Origin of the sequence: Goodfellowiella coeruleoviolacea (genome assembly GCF_024171785.1) — a bacterium.
GTDB classification, from domain to species: domain Bacteria; phylum Actinomycetota; class Actinomycetes; order Mycobacteriales; family Pseudonocardiaceae; genus Goodfellowiella; species Goodfellowiella coeruleoviolacea.
On the sequence record NZ_JAMTCK010000010.1, the window covers coordinates 180,279 to 204,104 of the forward strand.

General features: G+C 74.1%; 21 protein-coding genes and 1 pseudogene. 8 read left to right on the plus strand and 14 right to left on the minus strand.

The window, feature by feature from the left end:
- The first annotated feature begins 60 nt into the window (after positions 1-60).
- Both LX83_RS22155 and LX83_RS22160 read left to right on the plus strand, forming a co-directional pair.
- Positions 61-1,218, plus strand: coding sequence for a M24 family metallopeptidase (locus tag LX83_RS22155; protein ID WP_253774468.1), 1,158 nt, complete (start codon positions 61-63; stop codon positions 1,216-1,218).
- A 61-nt stretch (positions 1,219-1,279) separates the two neighbouring features.
- Positions 1,280-1,738, plus strand: coding sequence for an Lrp/AsnC family transcriptional regulator (locus LX83_RS22160; protein WP_407649639.1), 459 nt, complete (start codon positions 1,280-1,282; stop codon positions 1,736-1,738).
- A gap of 43 nt (positions 1,739-1,781) precedes the next feature.
- On the opposite strand, the gene LX83_RS22165 is transcribed toward LX83_RS22160, so the two are convergent.
- The gene (locus LX83_RS22165) at positions 1,782-3,455 is read right to left on the minus strand and encodes an FAD-binding dehydrogenase (protein ID WP_253774470.1); all 1,674 of its coding nucleotides are present in this window, start codon (positions 3,453-3,455) and stop codon (positions 1,782-1,784) included.
- Between the two features lie 355 nt (positions 3,456-3,810).
- On the opposite strand from LX83_RS22165, the gene LX83_RS22170 reads away from it, so the two are divergent.
- Complete coding sequence (locus LX83_RS22170) at positions 3,811-4,413, plus strand: YceI family protein (protein WP_253774471.1); 603 nt, start codon at positions 3,811-3,813, stop codon at positions 4,411-4,413.
- 111 nt (positions 4,414-4,524) lie between these two features.
- Here LX83_RS22170 and LX83_RS37960 read toward each other — a convergent pair whose 3' ends face one another.
- Positions 4,525-4,740 carry an MmyB family transcriptional regulator gene (locus LX83_RS37960; protein WP_301328708.1) on the minus strand — a complete coding sequence of 72 codons (216 nt, stop codon included), beginning with the start codon at positions 4,738-4,740 and terminating at the stop codon, positions 4,525-4,527.
- 122 nt (positions 4,741-4,862) lie between these two features.
- Entirely contained in the window at positions 4,863-5,570 is a 708-nt protein-coding gene (locus LX83_RS22180; protein ID WP_253774475.1) for an ArsR/SmtB family transcription factor, read from the minus strand.
- A gap of 267 nt (positions 5,571-5,837) precedes the next feature.
- On the opposite strand from LX83_RS22180, the gene secA2 reads away from it, so the two are divergent.
- Positions 5,838-8,186: an accessory Sec system translocase SecA2 gene (gene secA2 / locus LX83_RS22185; protein WP_253774477.1), complete on the plus strand. Its 2,349-nt coding sequence runs from the start codon at positions 5,838-5,840 to the stop codon at positions 8,184-8,186.
- A gap of 65 nt (positions 8,187-8,251) precedes the next feature.
- Here secA2 and LX83_RS22190 read toward each other — a convergent pair whose 3' ends face one another.
- The 4 genes from LX83_RS22190 to LX83_RS22205 all read right to left on the minus strand — a co-directional run bounded on the left by LX83_RS22190 (position 8,252) and on the right by LX83_RS22205 (position 11,718).
- Positions 8,252-8,806, minus strand: coding sequence for an EF-hand domain-containing protein (locus LX83_RS22190; protein WP_253774479.1), 555 nt, complete (start codon positions 8,804-8,806; stop codon positions 8,252-8,254).
- A 123-nt stretch (positions 8,807-8,929) separates the two neighbouring features.
- Positions 8,930-9,994, minus strand: coding sequence for a cobalamin-independent methionine synthase II family protein (locus LX83_RS22195; RefSeq protein WP_253774481.1), 1,065 nt, complete (start codon positions 9,992-9,994; stop codon positions 8,930-8,932).
- A gap of 324 nt (positions 9,995-10,318) precedes the next feature.
- Positions 10,319-11,122, minus strand: a complete 804-nt coding sequence (locus LX83_RS22200) for an SDR family oxidoreductase (protein WP_253774483.1) — start codon at positions 11,120-11,122, stop codon at positions 10,319-10,321.
- A gap of 122 nt (positions 11,123-11,244) precedes the next feature.
- Positions 11,245-11,718 (minus strand): MarR family winged helix-turn-helix transcriptional regulator, encoded by a 474-nt coding sequence (locus LX83_RS22205; protein ID WP_253774485.1) that lies wholly within the window; start codon positions 11,716-11,718, stop codon positions 11,245-11,247.
- A gap of 132 nt (positions 11,719-11,850) precedes the next feature.
- On the opposite strand from LX83_RS22205, the gene LX83_RS22210 reads away from it, so the two are divergent.
- Positions 11,851-12,375 carry a GNAT family N-acetyltransferase gene (locus LX83_RS22210; RefSeq protein WP_253774487.1) on the plus strand — a complete coding sequence of 175 codons (525 nt, stop codon included), beginning with the start codon at positions 11,851-11,853 and terminating at the stop codon, positions 12,373-12,375.
- Between the two features lie 22 nt (positions 12,376-12,397).
- Here LX83_RS22210 and LX83_RS22215 read toward each other — a convergent pair whose 3' ends face one another.
- From LX83_RS22215 to LX83_RS22225, 3 genes are read right to left on the minus strand one after another with little or no spacing between them, the layout of a single operon-like run.
- Positions 12,398-12,928, minus strand: coding sequence for a hypothetical protein (locus LX83_RS22215; RefSeq protein ID WP_253774489.1), 531 nt, complete (start codon positions 12,926-12,928; stop codon positions 12,398-12,400).
- A 23-nt stretch (positions 12,929-12,951) separates the two neighbouring features.
- On the minus strand, positions 12,952-14,007 hold the full coding sequence (locus tag LX83_RS22220; RefSeq protein WP_253774492.1) for a GDSL-type esterase/lipase family protein: 1,056 nt from the start codon (positions 14,005-14,007) through the stop codon (positions 12,952-12,954).
- Positions 14,008-14,013: 6 nt separating this feature from the next.
- Positions 14,014-14,790 (minus strand): helix-turn-helix transcriptional regulator, encoded by a 777-nt coding sequence (locus LX83_RS22225; protein ID WP_253774494.1) that lies wholly within the window; start codon positions 14,788-14,790, stop codon positions 14,014-14,016.
- 54 nt (positions 14,791-14,844) lie between these two features.
- Between LX83_RS22225 and LX83_RS38760 the strand changes: the two are divergent.
- Positions 14,845-15,966, plus strand: a pseudogene (locus LX83_RS38760) (MFS transporter); the annotation flags it as partial.
- 168 nt (positions 15,967-16,134) lie between these two features.
- Complete coding sequence (locus LX83_RS38765) at positions 16,135-16,962, plus strand: ABC transporter ATP-binding protein (protein ID WP_253774715.1); 828 nt, start codon at positions 16,135-16,137, stop codon at positions 16,960-16,962.
- A 5-nt stretch (positions 16,963-16,967) separates the two neighbouring features.
- Here the strand turns inward: LX83_RS38765 and LX83_RS22240 are convergent, their stop codons facing one another.
- Genes LX83_RS22240 through LX83_RS22250 form a run of 3 tightly spaced genes read right to left on the minus strand, consistent with a single transcriptional unit; the run spans position 16,968 to position 21,002 of the window.
- Positions 16,968-17,657 (minus strand): ABC transporter ATP-binding protein, encoded by a 690-nt coding sequence (locus tag LX83_RS22240; RefSeq protein WP_253774496.1) that lies wholly within the window; start codon positions 17,655-17,657, stop codon positions 16,968-16,970.
- Positions 17,654-18,445: an ABC transporter ATP-binding protein gene (locus LX83_RS22245; protein ID WP_253774498.1), complete on the minus strand. Its 792-nt coding sequence runs from the start codon at positions 18,443-18,445 to the stop codon at positions 17,654-17,656. The genes LX83_RS22240 and LX83_RS22245 overlap by 4 nt, the downstream gene beginning before the upstream one ends.
- Complete coding sequence (locus LX83_RS22250) at positions 18,438-21,002, minus strand: ABC transporter permease (RefSeq protein WP_253774500.1); 2,565 nt, start codon at positions 21,000-21,002, stop codon at positions 18,438-18,440. Before LX83_RS22250 ends, LX83_RS22245 begins: the two co-directional genes overlap by 8 nt.
- Before the next feature lie 173 nt (positions 21,003-21,175).
- On the opposite strand from LX83_RS22250, the gene LX83_RS22255 reads away from it, so the two are divergent.
- Entirely contained in the window at positions 21,176-22,261 is a 1,086-nt protein-coding gene (locus LX83_RS22255) for a threonine aldolase family protein (protein WP_253774502.1), read from the plus strand.
- Between the two features lie 30 nt (positions 22,262-22,291).
- Here the strand turns inward: LX83_RS22255 and LX83_RS22260 are convergent, their stop codons facing one another.
- Positions 22,292-23,716, minus strand: a complete 1,425-nt coding sequence (locus tag LX83_RS22260; RefSeq protein WP_253774504.1) for a KamA family radical SAM protein — start codon at positions 23,714-23,716, stop codon at positions 22,292-22,294.
- Between the last annotated feature and the right edge of the window lie 110 nt (positions 23,717-23,826).

Consider the following 23,826-nt stretch of genomic DNA (forward strand, 5'->3'; position numbering starts at 1 on the left):
GGCGGCGGCTGGGCGAGGCGGCGGACGCGCGCCCCGATCTCGCCGACTAGGCTTCCGCTCATGTCCACCAGCACCACCGCCACTCTTGACGTCGCCGCCCTGCGCGCCCGCCTGGAGCGCACCGCCGGTGCCGCGGCCCAGGCCGATGTCGCCGCCCTGCTGGTCACGCCAGGCTCGGACCTGCGGTACCTGATCGGCGCCGGGGGGCAGTCCTTCGAACGGCTCACCTGTCTGGTCGTGCCCGCCGCGGGCAGCTCGGCCGAGCCGGTGCTGGTGGTGCCCAAGCTGGAACAGCCCGGCTACGCCGGTCTGCCGTTGGGTGAGCTGGGTGTGGCGGTCCGGACCTGGGTGGACGGCCAGGACCCGTATGAGCTGGTGGCGGACCTGGTGCGGGCCGCGGACGGCCAGCCGCGCCGGGTGGGGGTGGCCGACATGATGGCGGCGCTGCACGTGCTGCGGATGCGGGCGGCGCTGCCCGGCGCCGAGCAGGTGCTGGCCGGCCCGGTGCTGCGGGAGCTGCGCATGCGCAAGGACGCCGCGGAGATCGCGGCGCTGCGCGAGGCCGGCGCGGCCATCGACCGGGTGCACGCCCGGATGGGGGAGTGGCTGCGGCCGGGGCGCACCGAGGCCGAGGTGGGGGCGGACATCGCCGCCGCGATCGTGGCCGAGGGCCACACCGAGGCCGCCTTCGTCATCGTGGGGTCCGGGCCCAACGGCGCCAGCCCGCACCACGAGGTCTCCGACCGGGTGATCGAGGCGGGTGACGTGGTGGTCGTGGACATCGGGGGACCGGTGGCCTCCGGCTACAACTCCGACTGCACCCGCACCTACGTGCTGGGCCAGCCCCGGGACGCGGACGTGGCGGACACCTACGCGGTGCTGCGCGCGGCCCAGCAGGCCGCGGTGGCCGCGGTCCGGCCGGGGGTGAGCGCCGAGGCGATCGACGCGGCCGCGCGGCAGGTCATCGCCGACGCCGGGTTCGGCGAGTACTTCGTGCACCGCACCGGCCACGGCATCGGCCTGGACGTGCACGAGGAGCCCTACATCGTGGGCGGCAACCCGCTGACCCTCCAGCCCGGCATGGCCTTCAGCGTGGAGCCGGGCATCTACCTGCCGCAGCGGTGGGGCGCCCGCATCGAGGACATCGTGGTGGTCACCGAGTCCGGCGTCGAGCGGCTGAACAACCAGCCGCACGAGCTGGTGGCGCTGCCCGCCTGACGCGGCGGCGCGGGGTGAGGCGTGTGCGGCGCGACATCGAGCGGCAGGAAGGGGAGGGCCGGTGAGCACGGGTAACCCGCTGGAGCCCACGGATCGGGCCATCTTGCGTGAGCTGGCCGTGGACGGCCGGTGCAGCTTCACCGACCTGGCCGAACGCGTGGGGCTGAGCGTGTCGGCGGTGCACCAGCGGGTGCGGCGGCTGGAACAGCGCGGGGTGCTGCGGGGGTACGCGGCCCGGTTGGACGGCGAGCAGATCGGGCTGCCGCTCACCGCGTTCATCTCGCTGACGCCGTTCGACCCGGCGGCGCCGGACGACTACCCGCAGCGGCTGGAACACCTGCCGCAGATCGAGGCGTGCTACTCGGTGGCCGGTGACGAGTCCTACATCCTGCGGGTGCGGGTGAGTTCACCGGCCGGCCTGGAGGAGCTGCTGCGGCAGATCCGCGAGTCGGCCAACGTGTCCACCCGCACCACGGTGGTGCTGTCCACGCCGTTCGAGGACCGGCCGCCAGCGGTCTGACGGCCGGCCGCCGCGGTGCGGGTGGTCGGGTTGGTGTCGAGGGTCAGGCCGCGGTCGCCTGGGCGGCGGCGCGGCCGGCCTGCCGGCCGCTGAACAGGCACCCGCCCAGGAAGGTGCCCTCCAGGGAGCGGTAGCCGTGCACGCCGCCGCCTCCGAACCCGGCGACCTCACCCGCGGCGTACAGCCCGGGCAGCGGGGTGGCGTCAGCGCGCAGCACCCGGCCGGACAGGTCGGTCTGCAGGCCGCCCAGGGTCTTGCGGGTGAGGATGTTGAGCCGGACCGCGATCAGCGGCCCGGCCGCCGGGTCGAGGATCCGGTGCGGGGTGGCGGTGCGCGCCAGGCGGTCCCCCAGGTACCGGCGGGCGTTGTGGATCGCGGCCACCTGCAGGTCCTTGGTGAACGCGTTGTCGATCTCCCGGTCGCGCGCGACGATCTGCCGGTGCAGCTCGGCCGCGTCGAGCAGGGGCTCGTCGGTCAGCTTGTTCATCTTCTCGACCAGTTCGGGCAGGGTGGTGGCGACGACGAAGTCGACGCCCCGCTGCTTGAACGCCTCCACCGGGGCGGGCGCGCCCGGGCGCACGCGGGCCAGGGTCAGCCGGATGTCCTTGCCCGTCAGGTCCGGGTTCTGCTCGGAGCCCGACAGCGCGAACTCCTTCTCCAGGATCTTCTGGGTGAGCACGAACCAGGAGTAGTCGTAGCCGGTGTCGCTGATCGCCTTGAGGGTGCCCAGCGTGTCGAAGCCGGGGAAGTTCGGGGCGGGGAAGCGGCGGCCCCGCGCGTCGAGCCACAGGGAGGACGGCCCGGGCAGGATCCGGATGCCGTGCCGGGCCCAGATCGGGTTCCAGTTCTGGATTCCCTCGGTGTAGTGCCACATCCGGTCCCGGTTGACCACGCGGGCGCCCGCGGCCTCGCTGATCGCGAGCATCCGGCCGTCCACGTGCTCGGGAACACCGGAGATCAGCCGGCGGGGCGGGTTGCCCAGCCGGGCCGGCCAGTTCTGCCGGACCAGGTCGTGGTTGGCGCCGATGCCGCCGGAGGTCACGATCACCACGGGGGCGTGCAGCTCGAACTGGCCGGTCTCGGTGCGGGAGCTGCGGGTGCCTCGGGCGGCCGTGCTGGGCTCCAGCAGGGCGCCGCGCACCCCGTCGACCGCCCCGTTGGTCACGGTCAGCTCGTCCACCCGGTGTCGGAACCGCAGCGTGACCAGTCCCTGGTCGACCGCGGCGCGCACGCGCCGGACGAAGGGTGCCACCAGCCCGGGGCCGGTGCCCCAGGTGATGTGGAAGCGGGGCACCGAGTTGCCGTGTCCGTCGGCCAGGTAGCCGCCCCGCTCGGCCCACCCGACGATGGGGAACCAGCGCACGCCCTGCCGGTACAGCCAGGACCGCTTCTCGCCGGCGGCGAAGTCCACGTAGGCGCGGGCCCACTGCCGTGCCCAGTGGTCCGCACCGGTGGGCTGGTCGGGGTCCCGGTCGAAGCCGGCGCTGCCCAGCCAGTCCTGCAGCGCCAGCTCGGCGGAGTCCTTGATGCCCATGCGGCGCTGTTCGGGGGAGTCGACCAGGAACAGTCCGCCGAACGACCAGAACGCCTGCCCGCCCAGGTTCGACTCCGGCTCCTGGTCCAGCAGCAGCACCCGGCGGCCGGCGTCGGCCAGCTCGGCGGTGGCGACCAGTCCTGCCAGCCCACCACCCACCACGATCACGTCAGCGTCCGGCATGGTCCCTCGTCTCGTCGGGCAGGGGTACGTCCTGCCCTGAGCATGCTGATCGCGACACGCCGACGCAATCGTCGCGTGCCACGGCGCGCCCCGGGGCCTGCTGATGCCCGCGGCCGGGGGCGGTAACGCAAGGCCTTTCCGGTTCTGTCACCCCAGCCACCCCGGAATTCACTCGTTAGGGTGATTTCAGTGTCAACCAAAAGTAGCTTTCAACCCGCACCCCCCGACCAAGCACAGAGGACGAGCACACACCGCGCATGCGCTCCGCGAACGGGTGTCGAACACTGGAGGCGTGGTGCGCTGACACGCGGGCCGGGGCGGGTCCGCGACCGACGACATCCGGTGGGAGGACGCCATGACCACCTGGATCTTCGAGCCGGGCCACACCGAGGCCGAGTTCCGGGCCCGGCACATGATGATCACGTGGGTGCGGGGGCTGTTCAAGGACATCCACGGCAGCCTGCGGTTCGACCCCGAACACGTGCTGGACACGACGTTCCAGGGCGAGATCGACGCCACCAGGCTGTGGACCGGCGAGCCCGCCCGGGACGCCCACCTGCGCAGCGCGGACTTCTTCGACGTGGAGCACTTCCCCACGATCGGCTTCGCCGGGCGGGTGACCGAGCAGACCGGCAGCACGCAGGCCTGGGCCACCGCGGACCTGACGATCCGCGGGGTGACCCGGTCGGTTCCGCTGGAGGTGGTCTACCTCGGCCAGTGGCAGACGCCGTTCTGGGAGGGGGAGGAGAACCGGGGGATGCTGCGCCGGGTCGGGTTCGAGGCGAGGGCGGTCATCAACCGGCACGACTTCGGGGTGTCCTGGCAGGACGAGCTGCCGGGCGGCGGTGTGGTGGTCAGCAACACCGTCAGGGTCGCCCTGGACGCGGAGGCGATCCGCGAGGACGACCTGGAGCGCACCGGCGCGATCTCCTACTACCGCTCACCCGAGCCGGCCTGACCGGGGGTGGGCACCGCGTACTTCGTTGAGGGTCCGCCGCTGCTTCTGGCTCTCGGCCCAGGTCGGCAGCAGTGTGCGACCGTCAGCGCTGGGCGTGCCGGGATCCGCGGTCTAGGTGGTGATGCAGACGTGCGGGTCGCCGGGCAGCGCGAAGTCGTCGTACGCCAGGTCCATCCGGCCGACGGCCGGGTGGCTGACGACCGTGCGCCCGCGCGAGTGGCGGCGCACGGTGTGCTTGGCCCAGCGGGCGCTGAAATCGGCGCTGCGGGTGCCAGAGTTCGCCGATGAGTTCGCTACGGGGGTCGAGGCACACGTAGGTCGCGGCAGCCGTCCTGTGGCTGGGCAGCCCCGGTGCCAGCTTCGTCATCCGAGGCACCCGCGGGGGTGGAGCCCGCCGGCCTGGTTGCTTGCTCTGACAAGCTGATGCCTTCAGTAGCCACAAAAAGCAGTCACCCAGAGCCCTCCGCACCGGCGACCAGCTCCTCGACGCGGACACCCAGCACGGACAACGGCTGCCGGGCGGACGGCTGCACGCGGACCTCCCGGTGCTCACCCACCGCCAGCCAGCCAGCCGCCACCGCCCGGGACAGCAGGGCCGCTGGCACCGCGCCGGCCAGGTGCTCGCGCCGCTCGGTCCAGTCCAGGCAGTCCCGCAGCACCGGCCGGCGCGAGCGTGCGGTGTCGGCGACCACCACGCCCAACTCGTCCAGCACCGACCGTCCCCGAGACGTCAGGGCCAGGCCCGTGCTGGTGTCCACCAGCCCCCGGCTGACCATGCCCTCGCGCAGCGCCACCCCCAACGCCCCGGCCAGGTGGTCATAACAGGTCCGGGCGAACGCGAGCCGGCGGGCCCGCAGCGTGGGCCGCAGCCCCACCACCGGGCGCTGCTCGGCGTGCTGCGCCAGGCGCTCGACCAGGTCGGCGATCTCGGCGTCGGCCAGGCGGACGTAGCGGTGCCGTCCCTGCCGAGCGCCGGTGAGAAACCCCGCCTCGGTCAGCCGGGCGACGTGCTCACTGGCGGTGGAGGGCGCCACCCCGGCGGCCCGGGCCAACTCGCCCACCGTCCACGCTCGTCCGTCCAGCAACGCCAGGCACATGGCGGCCCGGGCCGGCTCGGCGAGCACGGCGGCGACCCTGGCCAAGGACTCAGACTGCACCCCGCCAGGGTAGGAACCCGTCGTGTCGGCCCGGACCGACACAACCGGGGCTGACACAACCGAGACCCAAACCCCGGGGCCGACCACGGCGGGGCCGCCCGCGCACCGGGGCCGGCGCACCGGGTGGCAGAGTATCCCGGCCAGCTGGGGCAGCTGGTAGGGACGACTGCGGAACTTTGGTGCGGTGCTCACGCGTTGGCCGGGAGCGCCGTCGATGGCCAACACCATCGCGGACGCCGGTGGTGATCGAGAAGACGGAGGTCGGCCGTGGGTGCGTTCGTCGGGCGGTTGAAGGCTCGGGCGCGTCGGCTGTTGCAACGACCGGGTTCAGCCGACCTGTCGCGATACGAACCCCTGGTGCGCCAGGCTGGCGCGCGCGAGCAGTGGGCCCAGGGCCTGTCCGACGAGGAGCTGACCGAGGCCGCCGGCGCGCTGCGCGAGTCCGCCGGCGGCCGGTTCGGTGATCGCGACCTGGTGGAGCTGTGCGCCCTCGGGCGGGAGGCCGCGCGCCGGGCGCTGGACGAGCGCCCCTACGACGTGCAGCTGCTGGGCACGCTGGGGCTTTTGACCGGGCACGTGGTGGAGATGGCCACCGGTGAGGGCAAGACGCTGGCCGGCGCGCTGGCCGCCGCCGGGTACGCGCTGCGCGGCGAGCGCGTGCACGTGCTGTCGGTGAACGACTACCTGGCGCGTCGCGACGCGGAGTGGATGGCGCCGGTGTACGCGCTGCTGGGTGTGTCGGTGGCGTGGGTGGGGCAGTCCAGCACCCGTGAGGAGCGGCGCCGCGCCTACGCCGCGGACGTGACCTACGGGGCGGTCAGCGAGATCGGGTTCGACCTGCTGCGGGATCGGCTGTGCACGGACGTGGCGGAGCTGGTGCTGCCCGAGCCGGGGGTGGCCCTCATCGACGAGGCTGACTCGGTGCTGGTGGACGAGGCGCGCGTGCCGTTGGTGCTGGCCGGGTCGGCCGGTGAGGTGGAGGCCGACCGGGCGGTGTCGGAGGTGGTGCGGCGGCTGCGCGCCGAGGTGCACTACGAGATCGACGACAACCGGCGCAGCGTGTACCTGACCGGCGCGGGCGCCGAGGCGGTGGAGGCCGCGCTGGGCGGTATCGACCTGTACTCCGACGAGCACGCCGGGCGGCTGGCGGCGGTGAACGTGGCGTTGCACGCGCACGCGCTGCTGCGGCGGGACGTCGACTACATCGTCCGGGACGGCCGGGTGCAGCTGATCAGCGAGTCGCGTGGCCGGGTGGCGCGGTTGCAGCGCTGGCCGGACGGTCTGCAGGCGGCGGTGGAGGTCAAGGAGTCGCTGCCGGTCAGCCGGGGCGGGGAGGTGCTGGACAGCATCACGGTGCAGGCGCTGGTGGGGCGCTACCCGCGGGTGTGCGGGATGACGGGCACCGCGGTGGCCGTGGCCGAGCAGCTGCGGGAGTTCTACGGGTTGGAAGCCGCGGTGATCCCGCCCAACCGGCCGTGCATCCGGGTGGACGAGCCGGACCGGGTGTTCGCGTCCGTGGCCGACAAGGAGGCGGCGCTGGTGGCGGAGGTCGCCGAGGTGCACGCCACCGGGCGGCCGGTGCTGGTGGGCACGCTGGACGTGGCCGAGTCGGAGCGGCTGGCGCGGAAGCTGACCGCGGCGGGCGTGGAGAACGTGGTGGTGCTCAACGCCCGCAACGACGCCGAGGAGGCCGCGGTGGTGGCCGAGGCGGGGGCGCTGGGCGCGGTGACGGTGTCCACGCAGATGGCCGGGCGCGGCACGGACATCCGGTTGGGGGGCGCCAACGGCGCCGACCACGACGAGGTGGCCGCGTTGGGTGGGCTGTACGTGGTGGGGTCGGGGCGCTACCCGAGCAGCCGGTTGGACAACCAGTTGCGGGGCCGGGCCGGCCGGCAGGGTGACCCGGGCGGGTCGGTGTTCTTCTCCAGCATGCGCGACGAGCTGGTGACCGGGTACGCGCCCGACGCCGAGGTGCCGGGCGAGGTGGCCGACAACGGGGAGGTGACCGGTGCGAACGTCGCCGCGGTGGTGGACTTCGCGCAGCGGGTCGCCGAGGGGGTGAACCTGGAGACCCACCGCGACACCTGGCGGTACAGCAAGCTGGTGGAGCACCAGCGTGAGGTGCTGCTGGAGTACCGCGGTCGGGTGTTGCGCGAGGACGTGGCCGTGCGGCTGCTGGAGCAGCGGTGCGCCGAGCGGTGGGCCGATCTCACCGAGGGGGTGGGTGAGCAGGAGGCGGCGCGGGTGGCGCGGCTGGTCCTGCTGCACCACCTGGACCGGGGCTGGACCGAGCACCTGGAGTTCCTGACCGACCTGCGGGAGGGCATCCACCTGCGGGCGTTGGCCCGGGAGGACCCGCTGGACGAGTTCCACCGGGCGGCGATCCCGGCGTTCAAGCGGATCGTGGACCAGGCCCGTGACCAGACCGTGGAGACCGTCGAGAAGCTGGAGTGGGACGAGTCGGGTGTGGATCTGGCCGCGGTGGGGATTCGGCGGCCCTCGGCGACGTGGACCTACCTGGTGCACGACAACCCGGTCGGCTCGGAGCAGGACCGGGTGATGAAGTGGTTGCGCAGCAAGGTCGCCAGCGCGGAGCGGTCCTGGCTGCGCCGGTAGTGGTGGGGCAGCCACGGCTGGCTCTGCTGAGCTGCCGTGGCTGCCCCGGCCCGGGCAGGTGCCGGTCAGGCTCCTCCGCCGGGTCGCGGCCCCGGCGCGGGGACCGCGCCGAACAGGTGGGTGCCGGGGGCGTCCGCGTCGTCGCCGACCCAGAACTCCACCCAGTGGCGGACGAACTCCGACGTGCCGATCCACCCGTCGCCGTCCAGGTCGAGGCGGGTGAAGGCGTCGTTGGTGGGCGTGTCGGCACCGGTCCAGCCGTGGATCATGCGCCCGTACTCGGTCGGCGAGATGCGGCCGTCGCCGTCCTGGTCCACGGCCTCGAACATCGACTCGGCGGTGGCCGCCACGCGGTCGAGCATGCCGCCCAGGGTGTCCACCGCGGTCATCACCTCGTCCAGGGTGACCTTCTGGTCGCCGTTCTTGGCGGAGGCCGTGTGCACGGCGTCCCACCAGCCCATCATGATCTCGCGCAGCCGGTCCGCGCCGGTCTCGCCGCGAATGCCCACCCACCGGTCGGTCAACGCCTCGAAGTCGGCGCGTTCCAGGAAACCGTCGCGGTTGACGTCCATCGCGGTGAACACGATGGAGGTCTTTCTCCGCTGTAAATCGCTGGCCATCACGCAACCCTGGTCAGCGACCGCGCTGCGGGCAATTGACCGGCCGGGGAATACCGGTGCGCAGGTGAGTGACCGCGGTGGTGACGCTCGGTCACCCGCCGTGCGCCGTCGCGGGGCACCGGTTCAGCAGCCCAGGTGCTCGGCGGCCTGCGCGGTGCCGTCCAGCCGGGCCCGGATCTTGGCGAAGGCGATCTCGCGGGAGGTGGACTGGTCGTCGGCGAACGGGGCGAAGCCGCAGTCGTCGCAGGTGCCGAGCTGGTCCAGGGGGATGTGGCCGGCGGCCTGCAGAACCCGGTCGCGGACCTGCTCGGCGGTTTCCACCTGGGGATCGATGGGGTCGGTCACCCCGACGAACACGCGGGCCCGGGGCGGCAGGTGGTCGGCGATGACCCGCAGGACGCGGTCGGGGTCGGGCTCGCTGGCGAGCTGCACGTAGAAGTTGCCCACGGTCAGCTGGAACAGGGTGGGCAGCAGGTCGGCGTAGTCGACGTCGAGGCTGTGCGTGGAGTCGTGGTCCGCGCCGGGGCAGGCGTGCACGCCGATCCGCGCGCGGTCGGCGTCGGTGAAGCGTGCCAGCACCTGGTTGTTCAGGTGGACGAAGTCGCGCAGCACCTGTCCGCTCGGGTCCAGCTTCAGCGACAGGCGGCCCTCGGTGAAGTCCAGTTGCACGACGTGGGCGCCCGCGTCCAGGCAGCCCCGGATGTCGCGCTCCGCTTCCGCGATCAGGTCGTCGAGGAACTTCTCCCGGGGGTAGCCGGGGATCCCGTCGGCGGGGTAGAGCAGGCTCAGCGCCGAGGGCGCGATCACGGCCTGCTTGACCGGGACGGTGGCGTAGCGCTGCGCGGTGCGCAGGTACTGCTCGGCGTGCGCCTGGTAGCGGAACGGGCCAGCGGTCAGCCGAGGGAGTTGCCGCTGGTGTCCGTCCGCGAACGGGATGACGACCCCGCCGTCGGACAGGGCGGAGGCGCCCGCGATCGGATAGGTCACGAAGCTGGGTTTGCTCTGCTCACCGTCGGTGACCACGGGTGAGCCGATCGCTTCCAGCGTGGCGATCGTGTCCTGCACCGCCTGGTCCTGTAAGGCCTGGAAGGCGGCGTGGTCGAGGTCCCCGGACTGCGCGGCCGCGGCGGCGGCGAGCAGTTCGGCGGATCGGGGGATGCTGCCCACCATTTCGGTTGGAATGCCCATATTCCGAAGCCTAGGAGTACTTGCGCGGTCACAGTGCGTCGCCGAGTGATTTTCACTCGGCGGAGTGATCGTGGGTGTCTGGGGCGCCGAACTCGGCCGGCGGGCCCGAGCGGCCACGCCGGCCGAGGGGCACGCGCCGCCGGCCTGGTGATCGCGTCCGTGCCGTTGGCCGCCCACCAGCGGTTGCCCCCCGGCGGGCGGCCGCGGCGAGGCGGCGAGAAATCACGTCGTGCAGTGGCGGGTCGTTCTCCCGGACTGGCCGCCACCGCGGTGCGGGGGCCCGCCGGTTTCGCGATGGAGCTGGCGAGGCCGCGGGCGGGTTGGTCACCGACCGGCGGACAGCACGGCGCTGAGGTTCAGCGGGTAGTTCATCCCGCCGGTGACGGGAATGGCCGCCCCGCTGATCCACTCACTGGCCGGGTCCGCCAGTAGCGCGACCACCTTGCCGATGTCGGCGGGCTCGGCGATGCGTCCCCCCGGGGTCGCTGCGGTCAGGATCTTCCTGGCCTGCTCCGGGACCGAGCTGCTGCCGTCGGTGACGACCATGCCCAGTTGCAGCGCGTTGATGGTCACCCCCTCGCCGGCCAGTTCGGTCGCCGCGTACCGGACGTAGGCCTCCATGGCGGCCTTGCTCACCCCGTGCGCGGCCAGGCCGGGCGCGGTCGGGCCCCACGACGATCCCGAGGAGATCACGATCACCCGGCCGAATCGGCGCTGGCGCATGCCGGGGACGAAGGCGAGGCAGATGCGGTGCAGGCTGGCCGTGTCGATGCGCGCCTTCTCGCCGAGGTCGTCCGGGTCCAGTTGGGCCAGGGGCACCCGCGAGAACGGGGCGGGGGCGTTGACCACGACGATGTCGTACTCCTGGTGCACCGCCCGGGACGCGGTCACGATGTCCTGCCCGGGCTGGTCGGCCGCCAGGTCGGCGAGCACGGCGGAGGCGTGCGCGCCGGCGGCTCGAAGCTGGTCGACGACCGCGCTCGCCGCGGTCGCGTCGTGGCGGTAGGTGATGACGACGTCGGCGCCGAGCGCGCCGAGGGCCAGCGCGCTCGCGGCGCCGACGCCGCGGCTTCCTCCGGTGATCAGGGCGGTCCGGCCGGTCAGCGGGAGCGCACGGTGTGCGGCCATGGCGAGTCCTTTCTGGTGGGGCTGCGGGGAGTGGGGTGCCCCGGACCGGGTCGGGATCGGCTGCCCGGTCTCGGGGCAGGCCGGGGCGCATGCGTGTGCCCCGGCCTGGTGCGGTGGCGTGGTCAGGTCCTCGCGTCGGAGGGGCTGAGCTGGTCGCTGGCCAGTCGGGCGGCGTCGGCGACCTGGTTGAGGAACCGGGCGATCACGGTTTTCTCCTCCTGCGAGAACGCCGCGGTGAGGTCGCCGACGCGCGCGTCCGCCGTGGCGTAGAGGGTGGTGAGCTGCTCGATGCGGGCAGCGGCCGTGATGTGCACGGACCGGCCGTCGCTGCGGTCGGGGGTGCGGGTGATCCAGCCGTCGCGCTCCAGGCGGGCGAGCATGCCGGTGAGCGTCGCCGCGCGGACTCCGGTGCGCGCGGCCAGCTGCGTGGGGGTGCAGGGCCCGTCGTGGGTGACCACGTCCAGCAGGTCCAGGTCCCGCGGGTTGAGGCCGGCGGCGGAGGCGACCTTGTCGTTGAGGATGCCGAGTTCGATGCGCAGGCGGCGCAGGGCCGCATTCAGGTCCGGCCGCCCGGACCCGTGGCCGTCGACATCCACCGCACACCTCCAAGTAGTACGAAAACCATACTAACTAATACGGGAAGCGTACTACTCGCCGCGCCGGGGCCGCGCCGCACGGGCGGGCATATTCGCTGTGCCCACCCCGGGTGGTCCTGTGATGCTGTGCCGATGACCTCAGTGATCACCACCAGCCGACTGGATCTGGTGTGCCTGCCCGTGCCGGTGTTACAGCGGGTGGCGGCGGGCGATGTGGCGCAGTTGCGGCGGCTGCTGGGGGTGGACGTGCCGCCGGCCTGGCCGCCGATCGTGCCGGCCCAGCTGCGGCTGGCCCAGCTGAACGCCGACCCGAGCCAGCAGCCGTGGCTGAACCGGGCGCTGGTGCTGCGCGACGAGCAGCGCGTGGTGGGCACGGCCGGCTTCCACGGCGCCCCGGACGAGCGGGGCCGGGTGGAGATCGGCTACGCGGTGCTGCCCGAGTACCGCCGGCGGGGCCTGGCGCGGGAGGCGGTGCTCGGGCTGACCGGGTGGGCGGCCGGCACCGGGCGGGCCAGGACGTGCGTGGCCAGCGTGGCACCGGACAACACCGCGTCGCTGGCGCTGGTCGCCGCACTGGGATTCACCCGCGTCGGCGAGCAGATCGACCCGGAGGACGGCCTGGAGTGGGTGTTCGACCGGCCGCTGCCGCTGACCTGAGGCGACACGGGGCGGCGCGGCCTCAGTAGTCGTCGAAGTACTCCGACAGGAAGGGGGGCGGGGTGTCGTCCACCCCGATGGCCCGCAGGTCGGCGGAGGTGACGACCCGCTGGGCCGGGGCGCCGAAGGCGAGGTCGACCAGCGTGGCCAGGATGTCGAGGTGGGCCTGGCGGGACTGCTCGGTGAGGTCGTGGATCCGGTGGAGGGCGGTCAACACGTGTTCTCCGCGCTGGCCCGCGTTCTCCAGCTTCCCGATGATCAACCCGCCCTCCAGGAAGCCCGACCCCGGGGTGCGCAGCGCCAGGCAGGAGTCCACGGTGCCGCGGAACAGCATGGCCAGCGCCGCCGCGTCCGCCGGCCAGCCCTCCCGGTCCAGGCTGAACCCGAACAGCCGCTGCAACCCGTCCAGCAGCCGCTGGTGGTGCTCGCGCAGCACGGCCTCGTAGCGCCCGCTCCAGCTGTGGGTCTTGTCGGGGTGGGCGTCGAGGTGGGCCACGACCAGTGCCCTGCGGTCGTAGCTGACCTGCCGGTCGGGCGGGGGTGCGTCGGTCACCGGCACACGGTAGCGGTACCCGGTCAGCCGGTGGGGCTGGTGATCCGCAGGTCGAGGTTACCGCTCGCGCCGGGCACGCAGGCGGCCTCGCGGGCCGGCAAGACCAGGAACCGGCCCAGGCAGCGGCCGAACTGGGCGTGGCCGCGGTCGTTGGGGTGGAAGGACTCCTGCATGGCGTGCCCGGCGCGGGCCTGGTCGTTGAGGCTGGCCCAGTCCACCGTCAGCCGGGTGAACCACTCGCCGCTGTCGGCCTCGCCCCCGGTGCACGCCTCGTGGCCGGTGCCGGCGCGGGACAGGTCCAGGTACCGGGCGCCGGTGCGGCGGGCCGCGGTGCGGATGCCCTCGGCCAGCTGCGTGATGCCGGTCTCCTGCACCCAGCGCAGGTCGCTGCCGCGGAAGGGACAGCCGGAGAAGTTCTGCAGGGACGCGGGGAAACCGGGCGCCAGGGGAGCGGCGTAGGACTGGACGACCAGCGAGTAGGAGCTGTCCAGGTACCCGGCGTCGCGCATGACCGACTGGATGTCGCGCAGCGCGCGCTCGATCCTGGGGATCATCGCGTTGATCCGCAGCGGCCACTCCTGGGCCATGGCGTCGCCGCACTCGGCGCCCCGGCCCAGCCACGCCTGCACGCACCGGTTGAGGATGTCGGCGAAGCGCGGCTCGTCGTTGGCGCCCACCGCGACCACCACGGCCAGCACCCGGTGCTCGCGCGCGAGGGCGCCCAGCCGGGCGGCCTGGGACGGCTCCGTGTACTGCACGGCGTCGCCGAGGCCCACCTGCGCGGAGTTCGCCCCGGAGCAGGCCAGGTTGATGGTGGTGTCCACGCCGGGCACCCCGAGGCGGTGCACCAGCGCGCGGGTGGAGCGGTGGCACCAGTCGCCGTTCTCGCCTCGGGTGCCGGGCTCGTAGTCGCCGGCGCCCTCACCGGCCATGGTGCTGTCACCGAGGGCGACCACGGCGGTGGGCGCGTCGGGCCCGGGACCGATCCGCGGGGCGGGTGGGCGGTCGCTGACGACCAGGAGCAGGGCAAGAACCGACGCCACCGTGATGACCAGCACTCGTTTGGCACGCCCCCGCATCACCGGTCAGTGTAGGCGGCCGGCGCGCGGGCGCGGCTGGGCCCCGGGGCGTTCGGCGCCGGGGGTGTGGCCGAAGGCGCGGCGGAAGACGTCGATGAACGCGCTGGGGGAGGCCCAGCCGCAGCGGTGGGCCACGGTGGTCACCGGGGTGTTCTCGGCCAGCAGCCGCAGGGCGTGGTACAGGCGCAGCTGGGTGCGCCACTGGGGGAAGGTCATGCCCAGATCGGTGCGGAACAGGCGGGTGAGGGTGCGTTCACTGGTGCCGACGTGGGCGGCGAGCGCGGCCAGCGACCGGTTGTCGGCGGGGCAGCGGTGCAGGATCGCGCACACGTCGGCCAGCCGGGCATCGGTGGGGGTGGGCAGGTGCACGGGCTGCTGGGGTGAGCAGCGCAGCTGGTCCAGGAGCACGGCGCGCAGCCGGTGGCGCTGCGGGCTGGTGTCGTCCGGGTCGTGGGTGTAGGCCACGATCAGTTCCCGCAGCAGCGGGCTGACCGTCAGGATCGTGGGTTTGTCCAGGCCGAGCGGGTTGTCCTGGACGGGCAGCCCCAGGGTGTGCAGGTCGAGCTGGCCGTAGGCGCGGTGGGCGTGCACGGTGCCGGCCGGGATCCAGATGGCGCGGGTCGCCGGAGCCACCCAGGTGCCGGCGTCGGTGGTGATGGCCAGAACCCCGCGCGTGGCGTAGACGATCTGGTGGTCGTCGTGGCGGTGGGCGTCGACGCTCGCGCCGGCGGCCAGCAGTTGCACGCGGGTCGGCGCGGTGGACTGGTGGCGGATGGGCGACATTGTTTGGCAGGTTATCGGAAGCGCGACAACCGGTCGGGTGGCGAGGATCAGCGCGTGGTCAGAAACACCCCGCTCCTGTTGCTGTCGGTCGGTCACGCGTGCGTGGACGTCTACCAGGGCGCCGTCGCCGCGCTCGTGCCGTTCTTCGTGGCCGAGCGGCACTACTCGTACGCCGCGGCGTCCGGCATCGTGCTCGCCGCGTCGCTGTTGTCCTCGGTGGTGCAGCCGCTGTTCGGGGCGCTCACCGACCGGTGGGCGCTGCCGTGGCTGCTGCCGGTCGCCACGATCGTGGGTGGCGCGGGCATCGCGGTGAGCGGGCTGGGCTCGTCCTACGCGCTGGCGCTGGTCGGCGCGGCGGTGTCGGGCATCGGGGTGGCGGCCTACCACCCGGAGTCCGCGCGGGTGGCGCGGGCGGTCAGCCGGGGCGGCCACGCCGGGATGGGGTGGTTCTCCCTCGGCGGCAACCTGGGCTTCGCCGCGGCGCCGCTGCTGGTGGGCGCGGTGATCGCGGTGGGTGGGCTGGACGCCTCACCGCTGCTGGCCGTCCCGGCCGTGCTGGGTGGTGTCCTGGCGGTGGTGGCGGTGCGGGCGGTGCGCGCCCCGGTGGCGGGAGCGGGCCCGGCGGTGCGGGCACGCGGCGATGACGTGCGCGCGTTCCTGCGGTTGTCGCTGGCCGTCGTCGTCCGCTCGGTCGTGTTCACCGGCCTGAGTTCGTTCGTGGCGCTGTACGCCCAGCAGCGCGTGGGTGGCGGCCAGGCGGTGGGCTCGGCGGCCCTGTTCGTGCTGTACCTGGGTGGGGCGGTCGGCACCGTGCTGGGCGGCGGGTTGGCCGGCCGGTGGGGGCGGGTGCGGGTGGTGCGCTGGTCCTACGCGGCCACGGTGCTCGCGGTGGCCGGGGTGGTGTTCGTGCCGGGCCCGGCCGTGTTCGCCTGCCTGGCCCTGGCCTCGGCCGGCCTGTACGTGCCGTTCTCGCTGCAGATCACGCTCGCGCAGGACTACCTGCCCAACCGGGTGGGCACGGCCAGTGGGGTCACCCTGGGGCTGACGGTCACCATCGGGGGGCTGGCCAGCCCGCTGATCGGTGGCCTGGCCGATGTCACGTCCCTGCAGGTCGCGTTGATCCCGCTGGTGGTGCTGCCCGCGGTGGGCTGGCTGGTCACGCGCGGCCTGCCCGACCCCGTGCCGCCGGCACCAGCGGTGGCGGCACCCCCCCCGCGTCCCGGGCCGGGGCCGCCGTGGAGGCGACGTCCTGACCCCACCCCCGCGGGCGCGGACGGGTGGGTCGGGTTGACTGGCGCTGTCAGCCGCGGGCCGAGGACGGCCCGCTCCAGGCGTGGAGAACGAATGTCTGTCGATTGTGATGACCGCGACGACCCCGACCGGCCGGTGATCTCGGTGTCGGGGGTGTGTCTGGTGCGGGAAGGACGCACCCTGCTGGAGGACGTGGACCTGGCGGTGCGGCCGGGACAGCACTGGGCGCTGCTGGGCGCCAACGGCGCCGGCAAGACCACCCTGCTGCGCATCCTGGGCGCCCACCAGCACCCGACCCGGGGCAGCGCGCGCATCCTGGGCCGGCTGCTGGGCCGGGTCGACATCCGCGAGTTGCGGGTCGAGATCGGGCACGTGGACCCGCGCCACCCGGTGCGCTCGGCGTTGTCGGTGCGCGAGGTCGTGCTCACCGGCTGCACCGGCACGGTCGAGCTGATGCCGCGCTGGCGTCCCGACGCCGACCAGCTCAAGCTGGCCGCCGACTACCTGGAGCTGGTCGGTCTGGGCCACCGCGCCGAGGCGCTGTGGCCGGTGCTCTCGCAGGGGGAGCGCACCCGGACCCTCATCGCCCGCGCCCTGATGCCGGCGCCGCGGCTGCTGTTGCTGGACGAGCCGACCACGGGACTGGACCTGGCCGCCCGCGAGCAGCTGCTGGACAGTGTCGACCGGCTGCGCCAGGAGTATCCGCGGCTGGCCAGCGTGCTGGTCACCCACCACCTGGAGGAACTGCCCGCCAGCACCACCCACGCGATGCTGCTGCGCGAGGGGCGGACCGTGGCCGCCGGCCCGGTCGAGCAGGTGTTGACCAGCGGCCACGTCAGTGACGCCTTCCGCTACCCGGTCACCCTGCACCGCACCGACGGCCGCTGGCACGCCACGGCCGGGCGCCGCCGCTCCCGGTAGGGGCCTCAGGCGGTGGGCGCGTCGTGGACGCGTCCCTGGTCCAGGACCAGGGTGCGGTCGGCGGCCTGGTGCACCTCCTCGTGGTGGGAGGCGACCAGCACGGCGCCGCCCTGGTCGGCGCGGCGGCGCAGCAGGGCCAGCACCAGGGGCGCGCTGCGCTGGTCGAGGTGGGCGGTGGGTTCGTCGGCCAGCAGCACCCGGGGGCGGGCGATGACCGCGCGGGCCAGGGCGGCGCGCTGCTGCTGACCGTAGGAGACCTCGTGCGGGTAGCGGTCGGCCAGGCCGTCGAGGTCCAGTTCGGCCAGCAGCGCCGCCACCGCCGCGTCGGGGGTGTCCTGGTCGGGGAGAGAGCGGTCGCGGGGCGCCAGCCGCAGCGGCAGGGCGATGTTCTCGGCCAGGGTCAGCTCCTGGGCCAGGCCCAGTGACTGGGGCAGCACCGCGCAGTCCCGCCAGGCCGGTGGCCGGGTCACGGGCCGGCCGGCGATCTCGACGGTGCCGGCGTCGGGCTGGTCGAACCCGCACAGCACGGCCAGCAGCGCGCTCTTGCCCGCCCCGGAGGGGGCGGTCAGGGTGACGAACTCGCCGGCGGCGATGCGCACCTCGGCGCCGCGCAGCACGCTGACCGGGCCGGCGGGGTGCTGGAAGCTGCGGTACAGGCCCTGGCCGCGCAGGGCGGTCTCACCGGTGGCGCTCATCGGGTGGGGTCCTCGTCGGTGCGGGTCGGCTCCGGGGTGTCGGCCGAGGGGGTGTCGGGGCCGGGGGGCTCGGCCCCAGGGGTGTCGGGTTCGGGGGTCGCGGGCTGAGGGGTGGCCCGGCGGCCCTGGTGCAGCCGGATCACGGTCTGGCCGAGCGCGATCAACCGGTCGTCGTGGGAGGCGACCACGACGGGGGTGTCGCTGCCGGCCAGCTCCCGCAGGGTGGCCAGGACCAGGTCGGCGGAGTCGGTGTCGAGCTGGGAGGTGGGTTCGTCGGCCAGGATCACGGCGGGCCCTCGGGCCAGGGCACAGCCGAAGGCCAGGCGCTGCTGCTGGCCGCCGGACAGGGCGGTGACCGCCCACGCCGCCGTGCCGGCCAGCCCCAGCCGCTCCAGCAGGTCCTGCTCGACGCAGGCGCGGCCGGCGGACTGGGCGGCGGCGCGCAGGTTGTCGCCGACGCTGAGGTGGTCGATGAGGTTGTCGGTGGGCCGCTGGAACACCATCGCCACCCGGGTCCGGCGCAGCCGCCGCAGCCGCCGGTGCGGCAGGTCGCTGACCGGCTGGCCCTGCAGGTGCACGCTGCCTCGGGTGGGGCGCTCGATCAGGCCGAGCAGGCGCAGCAGCGTGGACTTGCCGGAGCCGGAGGGGCCGGCGAGCACGGTGATGCCGGTGGCGGGCACGTCGAGGCTGACGTCGGTGAGCGCGGCGACCACGCCGCCGGGGGTGCGGTAGGTGACGTGCGCCTGGTGGGTGGCCAGGACGGGCGCGGTGGTGCGGGTGTCAGTCACGGATGAGTTCCCCGATCTGGGCGGTGCGCACCGAGCGGACCGCGATCCCCCCGGCCAGGACGACGACCAGGCCCGCCACCAGGGCGGTGCCGGCCACCAGGGTGAACAGGTTGGGTGGGGTGGGGCGGGGACTGAGCCAGGGCGCGGGGTCGAGGTAGCCGGCGGCCAGGGTGACGCCGCCGACGCCGACCAGGCAGCCGGCCAGCACGGCCGCGGCGCCGACGGCCCCGAGTTCGAGCAGGTGGCTGCGGACCAGGGCGGCGGGGCGCAGGCCCATCCGACTGGCCAGCGCCCCGGACAGCGCGGCCTGTCGGCGCCGGACCTCCACGGTGAGCACCAGCGCCACGGCCGAGGCCAGGGCCAGGACCGCGCCGAGCGCGGTGACGAACCCGAAGCTCCACTGGATGGTGAAGAACGGCAGCCCGTCCAGGGCGCTGGCCGCGCTCTGGGCGGTGATGTGCTGGATGCCGGCCGCGTCCAGGGCCCCGGTGAGGGTGGTCAGGTCGGTGGTGGACCACACGTGCCAGGTGTCGACCTGGGTGAGGTCGGGCAGACCGGCGCGGGCGAGCAGGTAGCCGCGGGCGGTGCCCAGGCGGGGGAAGGCGGGCAGGGTGGCGATGGTGCGCACGGTGGGCAGGGCGGCCAGCCGCAGTTCGCCGGTGGCGGCGGCGCCGATGGCCACCGCCGGGATCGGGGCACCGCCGGTGGGGGTGAGCTGGTCGAGCAGTCCGGTCACGGTGGCGGCGTCGACGGGCCCGTCCAGGTAGGCGCCGCGGGTCAGGGTGGCCGGGTCGACCACCAGGACGGTGCCGGAGCTGGTCTTGCTCACGCCGACCAGGGTGCTGCTGGCGCGCAGCGACTCCGGCAGCTGCTGGCCCGGTTGCCCGGCCCAGGTGGCGTCGACCTGCACGCTGCTGCGGGCACCGACCAGCATGCCCGACTTGCTGTCCAGGGCGGTGCGCTGCGCGCTGGCCAGGCCGGTGCCGGCGGCCAGGGTGCCGATGGCCAGGGTGGCCACCAGCACCACCCCGGCGACGGGGCCGGCGGCCGCGGCCAGGCGGCGCAGCGCCAGGTGCGCGGCGGGCCGCGACCACAGCGCGGCCCGGTGGCTGGCGCGCAGGGCCAGGCGCAGCAGCCGCGCGGTCAGCAGCGCCACGGTGAGCACCAGCAGCAGCGGGAAGGCCAGGGCGGCGGGCTCGACGCGCAGGGACGGGCGGTCGGCGCTCACGGAGAAGGGCAGGTCGGTGAGGCTGATCCAGGCGGGAACGGCCAGCGCGGCGGTGAGCAGTTCCCAGGGGATCAACCGCGGCAGCCGCCGCAGGAAACTGGTGCGGGCACCGCGGGGGCCGTCCTGCAGCACCCGGTGGCTGCGCAGGGCCACGACCACGCCGGTGACCAGCAGCGCGAGCAGCGCCACGGCCAGCGCCCCGGCCGCGGCCAGCGCCAGCGCGCCCGCGTTGGGCAGCGGCGCGGGCGCGTAGACGCCGAGCAGGGCCCGCGCGGCCAGCAGCCCCAGCGCGGCGCCCACGACCTGGGGCACGGCCAGTTCCAGCAGGGCCCGGCCGGCCAGGGCCAGGGGTCCGGCGCCGCGGCTCCACAGCAGGCGCAGTTCGGTGTGCCGGCGCTGGCACCACTGCAGCGCCACGGTGGCCAGCCCGGCCAGGCCGACCAGGGCGCTGAGCGCGGCCAGCGGGGTGATGGCGGTGGCCACGCTGTCGCGGACCTGCGCGGCGACCTCGGTGGGGCGGGTGAAGTAGAGGGCGGGGCTGACCACGCCGCGCAGGCCGGCCGCGTCCAGGCGGGCGCTGACCTCGTCGAGCAGGGCGCCGCCCCGGGACAGCAGGTCCTGGGCCTGCTGGAGGGTGGCGGGGGCGGTGGCCGGCGGGTAGTGCAGGGTGACGGTGGTGTCCACGCCGATGGCGCTGGTGGGCAGGGCGGCGAAGGTCGCGGCGTCGGGTGCCCAGATGACCGCGGCGGTGGCGCCTTCCCCGGCCAGCACGTTCGGCAGGATCCGGGGGGCCTCCGAACACCACCAGTCCGGGGTGGGGTTGCTGATGTCCTGGTAGATCGCGGTCACCGGGGGCAGCTGGCCGCCCAGGCCGCGGTCACCGAGGTGGATGCCGGCGTCCTCGGCGATGCTGCGGGGCACCCACAGCCCGTCCCGGCCGCCGCCGGCGAGCACGGTGAGGTGGTCCAGGGCGCCGTCGCGGTAGCCCAGCCGCGCCCAGGGGGTGACGCCGTTGAAGTCCAGGCGCTGCACGCGGGAGTAGACGGCGGCCACGGGGGCGGTGAAGCCGTGGGTGTCGGTGGTGTTGGCCAGCCGCACCACCTGGTCGGCCTGGGCCGCGGTGAGGTGGGTGCCCTCCAGGGTGGGGCCGAGGCTGTGCGGGCAGAGCTGGCTGGCCTGGTAGGTGGTGGCGGCGCTGCCGGCGGCCGAGGCGTGCAGGATGGCCGCGGTGACGACGAAGCTCAGCAACAGGGCCGTGGTGGTGGCCACCACCAGGGTGAGCGGGCTGGAACGTGCGGCGCGGTAGGCCCTCCGCCACGGGATCTGCATGATCGGAACCGTACCGGCCCTGTCACCCGATCGAACCAACAATCGGGTGACACAACGAGGTTGGCCCGGAACAGCTGTCACTCGTGGTGATCGCCGACGGGGGAGTCGCCCACGAACGGCCGGCGCCCCCATGCTTATTGCCAGTCAGTTGCAACAATGCGTAGGGTTCGGCGGTGCCCACCGACCACCCCCTGCCACGGCGCTCGCTGTTCTCGCACGCGCCGCTGCGCCGCATGCCCCACCAGGTCCTGCGGCGCCTGCTCGACCGGCTGCCCGCCGACACCCCGCCGGACGGGCCGCGCGGGCCGGTGGCCCAGCTGGAGGAGCGCGTCCGCGGCCTGCTGGGCAAACCCGCGGCGCTGCTGTTCCCCACCGGCACCATGGCCCAGCAGGTCGCCCTGCGGGTGCACGCCGACCACCGCGGCCGCCGCGCCTTCGCCGCCCACCCCCAGACCCACCTGGCCAACTGGGAGGCCGAGGGCTACAGCGTGGTGCACCGCCTGCGCTTGCACCCGGTGGGCGACCGCCACCGGCTGCTGGGCCTGGCCGACCTCACCGGCGTCGCCGAGCCGCTGGCCGCCGTGCTGTGGGAACTGCCCCAGCGCGACCTCGGCGGCCAACTGCCCAGCTGGCGGGAACTGGGCGAGCAGGTCGCCTGGGCGCGCGACCGGGGCGCGGCGTGCCACCTGGACGGCGCCCGCCTGTGGGAGGCCCAGCCCCACTACGAGCGGGGGCACGCCGAGATCGCCGGCCTGTTCGACACGGTGTACGTGTCGCTGTACAAGGGCCTGCAGGGGGTGCGCGGCGCGGTGCTGGCCGGCGACGAGCAGACCATCGCGCAGGCCCGGCTGTGGCGCACCCGGCTGGGCGGCAACCTCCCCGACGCCTGGCCGCTGGCCGCGGTCGCGCTGGTGGGGCTGGAGGACCTGCTGCCGAGGATGGCCGAGTTCCGCGACCACGCCCGCACGCTGGCCGCCGCCCTCAACGCCGACGGCGTGGCCCGCACCGTGCCCGAGCACCCGCAGACCCCGCTGCTGCACGTGCACCTGCCGGTCGGCAAGGACGCGGTGGAGCGGGCCGGCGCCGACCTGCTGGCCGAGCGCGGCGTGCAGCTCTACGGCCGGGTCCGCTCCAGCCCCGACCCGCGCGCCTGCAGCTTCGAGATCACCGTGGGGGAGAACGCCCTGGACTTCACCGTCGCCGAGGTCGTCGACCTGATCCGCGAGCTGGTCGAGCGCGCCCGGCGGATCGAGCGCTGACCGCGTCCCGTTCGCCGGCGCGGGGGCCGGTCAGTCCCGCTGGCTGGCCCACCAGCGCTGGCCCGACTCGGGCAGCGTGCTGATCGGGTCGTAGTAGGGGTAGCGGCGCAGCAGCGCGTCGGGGTCGTCAGCCTCGATGCCGGTGCGGTAGTTCTTCGTCCAGTAGGAGATGCCCCGCTCCCGGTCGTACTCGCTGACCTGGTGCACCCAGCGCTTGCCCACGTAGGGCACGTCGCAGACGATGCGGGGCGTGGCGTAGCCGGGCAGGTAGCCCATGATCGCGTGCTGCAGCTGCTGGGCCTCCCACACCGCGACCCGCCAGTGCTCGGCGTTGGGGATCATGTCGCACATGTAGAAGTAGTAGGGCAGGATGCCCGCCTCGTCCTGCAGGGCGAAGCACAGGTCCAGCAGGTCGGCCGAGGTGGCGTTGACCCCGCGCATCAGCACGCCCTGGTTGCGCACGTCGCGCACGCCCACCTGCAGCGCGGTGCGCGCGGCCTCGGCCACCAGCGGGGTGACCGACTGGGCGTGGTTGACGTGGGTGTGGATGGCCAGGTTCACCCCGCGCCGCGACGCGGTGCGCGCGACGCGTTCCAGGCCCTCGACCACGGCGGGCTGCAGCCAGTGCTGGGGCAGCCCGGCCAGGGCCTTGCTGGCCAGGCGGATGTCGCGGATGTTGTCCAGCGCCAGCAGGCGCATCACGAACGCCTCCAGCTGGTGCCAGGGCACGTTGGCCACGTCCCCGCCGGAGACCACCACGTCCCGCACGCTGGGCGTGCGCCGCAGGTAGTCGATCATCCGGTCCTGGCGGTCCACCGGTTTGAGGCCCAGCTTCATCTTCGGCACGCTGGGCGTGGAGTTGCCGACCAGGTCCATGCGGGTGCAGTGCCCGCAGTACTGCGGGCAGGTGGACAGCAGTTCGGCCAGCACCTTGGTGGGGTAGCGGTGGGTCAGCCCCTCCACCACCCACATCTCCGCCTCGTGCAGCGAGTCGCGGCTGGAGTGCGGGTGGCTGGGGTGGTGCGGGTCGCGGTCGGAGCGCACCGGGAGCATGTAGCGGCGCACCGGGTCGGCGTAGAAGGCGTCGGTGTACTCGGCCGCCGCCGCGGCGGGCGCCATGGTGTTGAGCATCTGGGGCGGCAGCAGCATCGACATGGTGGCGCTGTGCTCCTGGTCGGCGGCCAAATCGGCGTAGAAGGCGTCGCTGAGCAGCCCACCCATGACCGCGCGCAGCTGCGCGATCGTCTTCACGCAGTGGGCGCGCTGCCACTGCGCGTCGCGCCACTGGGCCTCGGTGACCTCCCGCCACCCGGGCAGGCGCCGCCAGTCCGGCTCGACCAGGCGCCGGCGCAGGTAGTCGTAGGGCTGGGCCGCGGTGTGCTCCTGCGCCGATGGCGCGACCGACCCGGAGCGGCCGGGTGCGCGTTCCGCGGTGTGGGCGTGTACTGCGGTCATCCCTACTCCTCACCCCGGTTGTGACGTGAAGATATTCTGTCACCAACGAGTTCCGGCGCAAATCTTTCGTTATTGCCCGGCGTGCGGAATACTGTCCGGCTCCCGGTGGC

Coding starts and splice junctions, on each gene's coding strand:
- LX83_RS22220 (WP_253774492.1), bottom strand. CDS start 14,007: ATGCGGGGGCGTGCCAAACGAGTGCTGGTCATCACGGTGGCGTCGGTT.
- LX83_RS22240 (WP_253774496.1), bottom strand. CDS start 17,657: ATGAGCGCCACCGGTGAGACCGCCCTGCGCGGCCAGGGCCTGTACCGC.
- LX83_RS22190 (WP_253774479.1), bottom strand. CDS start 8,806: ATGGCCAGCGATTTACAGCGGAGAAAGACCTCCATCGTGTTCACCGCG.
- LX83_RS22155 (WP_253774468.1), top strand. CDS start 61: ATGTCCACCAGCACCACCGCCACTCTTGACGTCGCCGCCCTGCGCGCC.
- LX83_RS22225 (WP_253774494.1), bottom strand. CDS start 14,790: ATGTCGCCCATCCGCCACCAGTCCACCGCGCCGACCCGCGTGCAACTG.
- LX83_RS38765 (WP_253774715.1), top strand. CDS start 16,135: ATGTCTGTCGATTGTGATGACCGCGACGACCCCGACCGGCCGGTGATC.
- LX83_RS22170 (WP_253774471.1), top strand. CDS start 3,811: ATGACCACCTGGATCTTCGAGCCGGGCCACACCGAGGCCGAGTTCCGG.
- LX83_RS22210 (WP_253774487.1), top strand. CDS start 11,851: ATGACCTCAGTGATCACCACCAGCCGACTGGATCTGGTGTGCCTGCCC.
- LX83_RS22165 (WP_253774470.1), bottom strand. CDS start 3,455: ATGCCGGACGCTGACGTGATCGTGGTGGGTGGTGGGCTGGCAGGACTG.
- LX83_RS22250 (WP_253774500.1), bottom strand. CDS start 21,002: ATGCAGATCCCGTGGCGGAGGGCCTACCGCGCCGCACGTTCCAGCCCG.
- LX83_RS22195 (WP_253774481.1), bottom strand. CDS start 9,994: ATGGGCATTCCAACCGAAATGGTGGGCAGCATCCCCCGATCCGCCGAA.
- LX83_RS22200 (WP_253774483.1), bottom strand. CDS start 11,122: ATGGCCGCACACCGTGCGCTCCCGCTGACCGGCCGGACCGCCCTGATC.
- LX83_RS22260 (WP_253774504.1), bottom strand. CDS start 23,716: ATGACCGCAGTACACGCCCACACCGCGGAACGCGCACCCGGCCGCTCC.